At 48.3% G+C, this 1,182-nt stretch carries 1 protein-coding gene and 1 pseudogene; one reads left to right on the plus strand and one right to left on the minus strand.

All coding sequences use genetic code 11. The features are described from left to right. Window positions 1–533, plus strand: a pseudogene (locus tag ACTHUM_RS14770) (tRNA (uridine(54)-C5)-methyltransferase TrmA); the annotation flags it as partial. A gap of 69 nt (window positions 534–602) precedes the next feature. Here ACTHUM_RS14770 and ACTHUM_RS14775 read toward each other — a convergent pair. After that, the coding region (locus ACTHUM_RS14775) for a zinc-binding dehydrogenase (RefSeq protein ID WP_440403258.1) at window positions 603–1,182 on the minus strand (580 nt) is incomplete at its 5' end.

The raw sequence follows: 1,182 nt of genomic DNA on the forward strand, positions 1-1,182 counted from the left end.
ATGCCCAAGTATGCAAAAAAATGCTGACTTGGGCGTGTGATGCTGCGCAAAACTTAGGCAAAGACATGCTTGAGTTATACTGCGGCAACGGCAATTTCACCCTGCCGCTTTCGCAACATTTCAATCAAGTATTGGCAACCGAAGTTTCCAAAACCTCCGTCAATGCCGCCCAATGGAATATTGAAGCCAACCAAATTACCAATCTCAAAATCGCTCGTCTGTCTGCGGAAGAATTTACCGAGGCCTACACGCAAAACCGTGAATTCCGCCGCCTGCAAGAACAAGGCATCGACTTGAAAAACTATGATTTTTCAACCATTTTCGTTGATCCTCCACGCGCTGGTGTTGATGATGAGACGCTCAAATTGGTTGCCCGATTCGACAACGTCCTCTATATTTCCTGCAATCCTGAGACCCTGCGCACCAACCTCGACACGCTCTGTCAAACTCATACCATCGAACGCGCCGCCCTATTCGACCAATTCCCATTTACCCACCATATCGAAAGCGGCGTTTGGTTGAAGAAAAAATAAAACCATACAAAAAGGCCGTCTGAATGTTCAGACGGCCTTTAATTAACGGCATATTAAGCGATTTTCAAATCAATCCGCTTCCAAAACCACTTTCATGGCTTGGTTTTCAGCAGCGTGTTTGAATACATCGTAAGCTTTTTCCAATTCGCTAAATTTGAAATGGTGGGTCATCATTTTGGTGTAATCCACTGAGCTGCTGGAAATGGCTTTCATCAGCATTTCGGTGGTATTGGCGTTAACCAGGCCGGTAGTAATGGCAAGGTTTTTAATCCACAGTTTTTCCAGTTTGAAATCAACGGATTGGCCATGTACACCAACCACAGCGATATGGCCGCCGGGTTTCACGATGTCTTGGCACATATTCCAAGTCGCAGGGATACCGACCGCTTCGATGGCACAATCTACGCCGTCTTCGCCGACGATAGCGGCAACTTGCTTACTTACATCGCCGGAAGCAGGGTTAATGGTATGGGTCGCACCCAACTCTTTCGCCAGTTTCAAACGGTTTTCGTCCATATCGCAAACGATGATGGCTGCGGGGCTGTACAGTTGGGTGGTCAACAGGGCGGACATGCCGACAGGGCCTGCGCCTGCGATGAATACGGTGTCGACGGGTTTGACATCGCCGTATTGCACGCCGATTTCGTGG

The sequence above is a fragment of the Neisseria sp. P0021.S006 genome, assembly GCF_051956895.1.